This is a genomic window from Pantoea sp. SIMBA_079 (genome assembly GCF_046940275.1).
GTDB lineage: Bacteria > Pseudomonadota > Gammaproteobacteria > Enterobacterales > Enterobacteriaceae > Pantoea > Pantoea borealis.
In genome coordinates this window covers 1-4,864 of sequence record NZ_JAWRYR010000027.1, presented here as the reverse complement: position 1 = coordinate 4,864, position 4,864 = coordinate 1, and the positions used below count along the sequence as shown (strand labels likewise).

Below are 4,864 nucleotides of genomic sequence, written 5' to 3'. Positions count from 1 at the left end.
GTTCAGGTCACGGCGATTTTCCACCGCGTGAGGATGTTGACGGAGAACCGTTGCTAAAAATTAACGGTGTACCGGTGATGGTGGACGGCTGTGCTTTTGCCGAGCATAGCGATGGTACAGGCGTACATGCGGGAACGGCGGTCACTACCCGAGCATGGGTGACTATTAACGGAAAAGGCGTCATCTGCATGGATGATCCAGTGTCCTGTGGTTCAACCGTGGCGAGCGGAGATCCGCTGGTGGAGATTGCCTGATGCTCAATACTCCGGAACAACTCGCCGCCTTCCGAGAACTTAATCAATCCGGGTTTACCGCCTCCGCTTCAGTCACTTTGGCTATCAGTACCGCTGCCGCTGCAAAACTGCTGGCTGATCAGCTTATGGCGCTATTGCTACCGGATGTCACTTATCCGGATTCCATAACGGGATCGCTTAATGCTATTCGCACTGGCGTAAACATACTGAACAACGTGCACGCTGCTGGCGACGGTTTCGCATCGTATTTTGTGACATTCCAGTCCCTTTCTGAGCTGCTGAACATCAGTACAGGTTGGGCTTGCTATCTGAAAGGGGAAAGCCTGCCTGCGGAGAGTGCGCCAGCTTTAGCGGATGCATTAGGAGACACGACGGTTGTAGCTGATTTGCAAAAGGCTTTAGCTGCTGTCAATGCCACTTCCGTGGTCACTGCAATGAATGAGATCAACGCGACATTACCAACTGTCATTGCTGCCCCTGCAGGATCCTTTGACGCAGAAAAGGATCCTGAAGCCACCAGCGCCTCTCTAAGCGACGATCTGATAGCTTCCCTGGCTTCTGCGTGTAGCGAACTGGAAACAGGCTTAAAAACGCTTACAGACGTTTCTGCGGCGGTGATCAAACTCACCGCTAATGGTAAGCAGTCCGTCGAGCTCGCTAAACGAGCATTTTCATACGCTGTAAGCGTGGCGCTGCTGAATTCCATGAAGGGTAATGCTGCCATGAGCGCTGCTGTTGCTTCTGTAACACCTGCTGCTGTGTTAATTGCGCTGGATGGGGGTGAATGATGTGGACAGGTCTTAAAGCCGCCTGGATGACACTGGGCGCATTCAAACACGCCAAAGTTTATCTGCTTGCCGCGCTGCTGGCTGTTGGTATCTGGGCGCTCTTCGTTCTCCAGCAAAATACGATTGATCGTCAGGCCCGTATTATTCAGTCAGCCGGTGAAACGCTTGGTCAGTCGCAACAGACAAACAAATTACTGTGTCAACAACTGGCTTCTGCTAGGAGTGATCGCACTGATGTGGAAAACAAACTGAGCGCGCTTAATGCCGCTCAGGCATCCAATGCCGAACACCTAAACGAGGTTAAACGTGAAAACGAACAGTTGCGCCAGCGAATGTATGAAGCGCAGAAGAACGCCCCTGGCGCTGATAGCCGCCTGTCTGGTGACGTTAAGCGGATGCATGAGCAGGCCATCCGAGAGTTCAACGAGAGATACGGTCGTGGTGCAGGAAACTCACAAGCCGGTGATCCTGCCAGCGCAGATGTGCGTGCTGCCGGTTGGCCAGCCTGATCGTTATGGCGATTATCCGGCAATGTTTCTGCCAGAGTTGATAAGTGGGCTGATAGCGGTGAATGATCATAACACTATGGTTAACCGCCTTAACGGCGCGATTTAGTAACGTAAAAACGCTCATGGTTATGGCTGTGTGCCCTGTTACATGGCCATAATCTGTTTCAGTTGCCGAAATCTAAGGCCTAGAATAACTGCTACAGAATACAGAGGTTTATATGTCAAAAAAAGATTCAAGAGGCCCATCTTCGAGTTATCCTGATAATGGCGGGAACTGGCCATCAACAACAGGAAGTAAGTCCGGAAAGGGAAGAGGTAACGCGCCATCCGGTAAAGGTTCATCCGGAAAATCAAAATGAGTTTTAACGCTGTGGGCCTGATCCGTGCCTACTTAGTTTCACGGTATGCATATCTATCCCGGCCCTGCTTTATGTGGGCCTCTGATCCCTGCAAAAGGCACTTATCCACTTATCCACCGCGATATTTTTAATAGCTTTTTTATATTTTTATATATTTTAAACCTTTTTAGGCGGCTCGCAGCCCTTGCTGGATGCGGCTTGCGAAGGATCAATGTGTAGAGATTGCCCTCACAATATGTAGAAATTGCCCTCATAGGGTGTAGTAATTGCCCTCGCAGTATGTATTATTTGCCCTCAGCACGTGTATAAATTGCCCTCACCAATCATGTTACTCACAGGGAACAAATGAGCTTGGATCCAACGGAACATAATAAGCAGGTTTTGGCGCTGGTGGAGTCAATCATGCCAGTGAGTAAAATCATTGCTCAGTCAAATGAGATGACTGAAGCAGCTTATCATCTAACTCGCGATCAAAAACGCATACTTTTCTTAGCAGTCGGTCGTATACGCAATGCCACAAAAGGCGGCGATCAATCTGCAGGCTTATGTGAGTTCACTGTTGCTGAATACGCAGATATGTATAATTTGCCCTCTGCAGAAGCCAGTAAAGACATAAGAACCGCGCTGGCAGGCTTTGCAGCAAAGGAAGTATGTATTTTTCGCCCTGAAGAAGACGAAGGAACCGAGAAAGGCAGTGAAGTTTATCCATGGATGATCAAAAAGGCTTACTCACCGCGTCGCGGCACTTACATAGTGCATCTTAACCCATATCTGATGCCGTTTTTCACCTCTCTTGAGAAGCGATTCACAAAGATAAAAATTAAGGATGTTGCCGGTATAACCAATCCCTATGCTATCCGCTTATACGAGTCATTGTGCCAGTACAAAAACGCTGAAGGAGCAGGCTTTGCAGTGCTGGGTGTAGACTGGATGATAGAGCGTTATGGACTGCCAAAATCCTACCTAAAAATGGCAGAATTTAAGCGCGGTTTTTTGGTGAAAGCCGTGAAAGAAATTCAAGAAAAGGCAAGGATGTCAATAAAATACAGTGAGAAGAAGACCGGTAATCGTATCACTCATTTTCAGTTTACCTATCAGCAAAACTGAGGGCTATTCTTACACATTTGAAGTTTTTTTATACTGAAAGCTGAGGGTGATTACTACACATAGAAGGGCAGAAAAGGTAGATACTGCCACCTCTTACCTTAGGGGCAATTTATACACATCAAATATATATTACTTTCATCAGTTTACATGGAGTTGATATGATCACTTTTGTAGAAGCCGACAATACACTTATTCTTGTTTATAAACCAGATGATATGAGCCCGCATTGGGTATTAGAATCGTTACGTGATTCTTCTGAGGTCACCATATCAAAATGCTTTTATTTTAAATCAAAGGATGTTATTAGCCCAGAGATTGATGATAAATTATCAGGGGATGAATCTATTTACTTTAAGCTTGGCAAGCTTCAAGGTAATTATTATTGCATTCCAGGCAGGATTTTAAGTATTAATAACAATTTGTTTATGGATAAGAAAATTTCTTTTGAAAGGAAACTCTTTATAGCTGAAAGACAAACCTCTATTTTTAGAAGGCTTGCATCACTTTTAGGCAAAAACACGCCTATAGTAATTGGTGGCAATCAAAATGGGGCTATACCAATAAATACTTTCAATGATCTTATCAAGAAGTTCCCTAATACCACTGAATTAAATCACTATGCAAACTCAAGGGTTTATACAATTCTTGCTCAATATTTAGATGGTATGAAAGATGCTAAAGGTAAGTATGAGGATTATTTAAACAGGAAAACTTTTGCAAATCTGCCAAAGCTAGATCTTGATGATTTAAACCAGTATGAGATTGAAAAGTATACATTAATCAGGGATATGATTAGTGATGCCTTGGTGAGCAAGAAGAATTGGTCCGAGAAAGATTGGCAAAAAATGATGGTCCAATTTATACCTTTGTTATTCCCAAAATATATCATGGTTCTTCAAAATGTAACCATAAACGACTATTATTCCAAGCCAGGAAAAAAAACCTCACGTTATATTGATGTTGCACTTGTAGATGCAAGTGGAAATATCGATGTAATCGAAGTAAAGAAACCCTTTGATGATAAAATACTCAGTGGTAGTTTATATAGAGGTAATAGCATTCCGGCTCTTGAACTAAGCGGTGGCATAATGCAAGCCGAAAAGTATTTATTCCACCTTTCAAAATGGGGGCTTGAGGGCGAAAAAACGCTTACGAAAAAATATCAAAATAATTTACCAGCAGGCATGAGCATTCGCATTTCCAACCCAAAGGCAATAATAATTGCAGGGCGGGATAAAATAAAAGACTCTGATATGAATGACCAGCAAAAATTGGATTTTGAAATTATTAAAAGAAAATATGCAAAAATGATTGATATCATAACTTACGATGACTTATTAAAACGACTTGATAATACTATTGCAGCCTTAAAAAAATAATTATTTAAGCTTAACACTCTAAAATTTGCCTTCGTAGTTATACAATAAATTCATGACGTTAGTAACTTAAGTAGGTTCTTACTGGCTTGCCAAGAATTAGGCGGATAAGATATGAGGGCGATTTTTACATCTTTCAGTCTTCTAACTTAAGTGCAGCATATAGCTTCTTAGATCTAACGATCCCTGCTTCAGTAAGGGTCAGCCACTTCCGATTGGAACTATCGCTTTCCCGCACCACCAGCCCGTGGCCGTCCAGGCGAATACAGGACGCACGGAAGTTGTTGGGGTAGATGGTGCCTACCTGTTCATTGATTATGCGTAGAATCGTTCGCTGGGGGACTGTATGGCGCCGGTTCAGGGAAAACTGATACAGCATAATTAAGGTTTGTTTCTGCACGGCTGATAAGCGCATAGGTGCCTCAGTACGGCGCGTGCTGACGGTAATTCACTAGCACGGCTAAAGATGTA

At 44.0% G+C, this 4,864-nt stretch carries 5 protein-coding genes; all 5 read left to right on the top strand.

The genetic code is table 11. The annotated features are described in order from the left end of the window. On the top strand, window positions 1–254 hold a 254-nt coding region (locus tag SB719_RS18835; RefSeq protein WP_412159571.1), incomplete at its 5' end, for a PAAR domain-containing protein. Next, a complete protein-coding gene (locus SB719_RS18830; RefSeq protein ID WP_412159570.1) occupies window positions 254–1,042 on the top strand; it encodes a hypothetical protein in 789 nt (262 codons plus the stop codon). The genes SB719_RS18835 and SB719_RS18830, both read left to right, overlap by 1 nt. Beyond that, the gene (locus SB719_RS18825; RefSeq protein ID WP_412159569.1) at window positions 1,039–1,551 is read left to right on the top strand and encodes a hypothetical protein; all 513 of its coding nucleotides are present in this window, start codon (window positions 1,039–1,041) and stop codon (window positions 1,549–1,551) included. The genes SB719_RS18830 and SB719_RS18825 overlap by 4 nt, the downstream gene beginning before the upstream one ends. Window positions 1,552–2,312: 761 nt before the next feature. Then, window positions 2,313–3,017, top strand: coding sequence for a RepB family plasmid replication initiator protein (locus SB719_RS18820; RefSeq protein WP_199181705.1), 705 nt, complete (start codon window positions 2,313–2,315; stop codon window positions 3,015–3,017). Between the two features lie 158 nt (window positions 3,018–3,175). Next, window positions 3,176–4,396, top strand: a complete 1,221-nt coding sequence (locus SB719_RS18815; protein ID WP_412159568.1) for a Shedu immune nuclease family protein — start codon at window positions 3,176–3,178, stop codon at window positions 4,394–4,396. The last annotated feature ends 468 nt before the right edge of the window (window positions 4,397–4,864 follow it).

Bases quoted from the DNA above. Each gene is read 5' to 3' on its own strand.
- SB719_RS18830 (WP_412159570.1), top strand. From the start codon at position 254: ATGCTCAATACTCCGGAACAACTCGCCGCCTTCCGAGAACTTAATCAA.
- SB719_RS18825 (WP_412159569.1), top strand. From the start codon at position 1,039: ATGATGTGGACAGGTCTTAAAGCCGCCTGGATGACACTGGGCGCATTC.
- SB719_RS18820 (WP_199181705.1), top strand. From the start codon at position 2,313: ATGCCAGTGAGTAAAATCATTGCTCAGTCAAATGAGATGACTGAAGCA.
- SB719_RS18815 (WP_412159568.1), top strand. From the start codon at position 3,176: ATGATCACTTTTGTAGAAGCCGACAATACACTTATTCTTGTTTATAAA.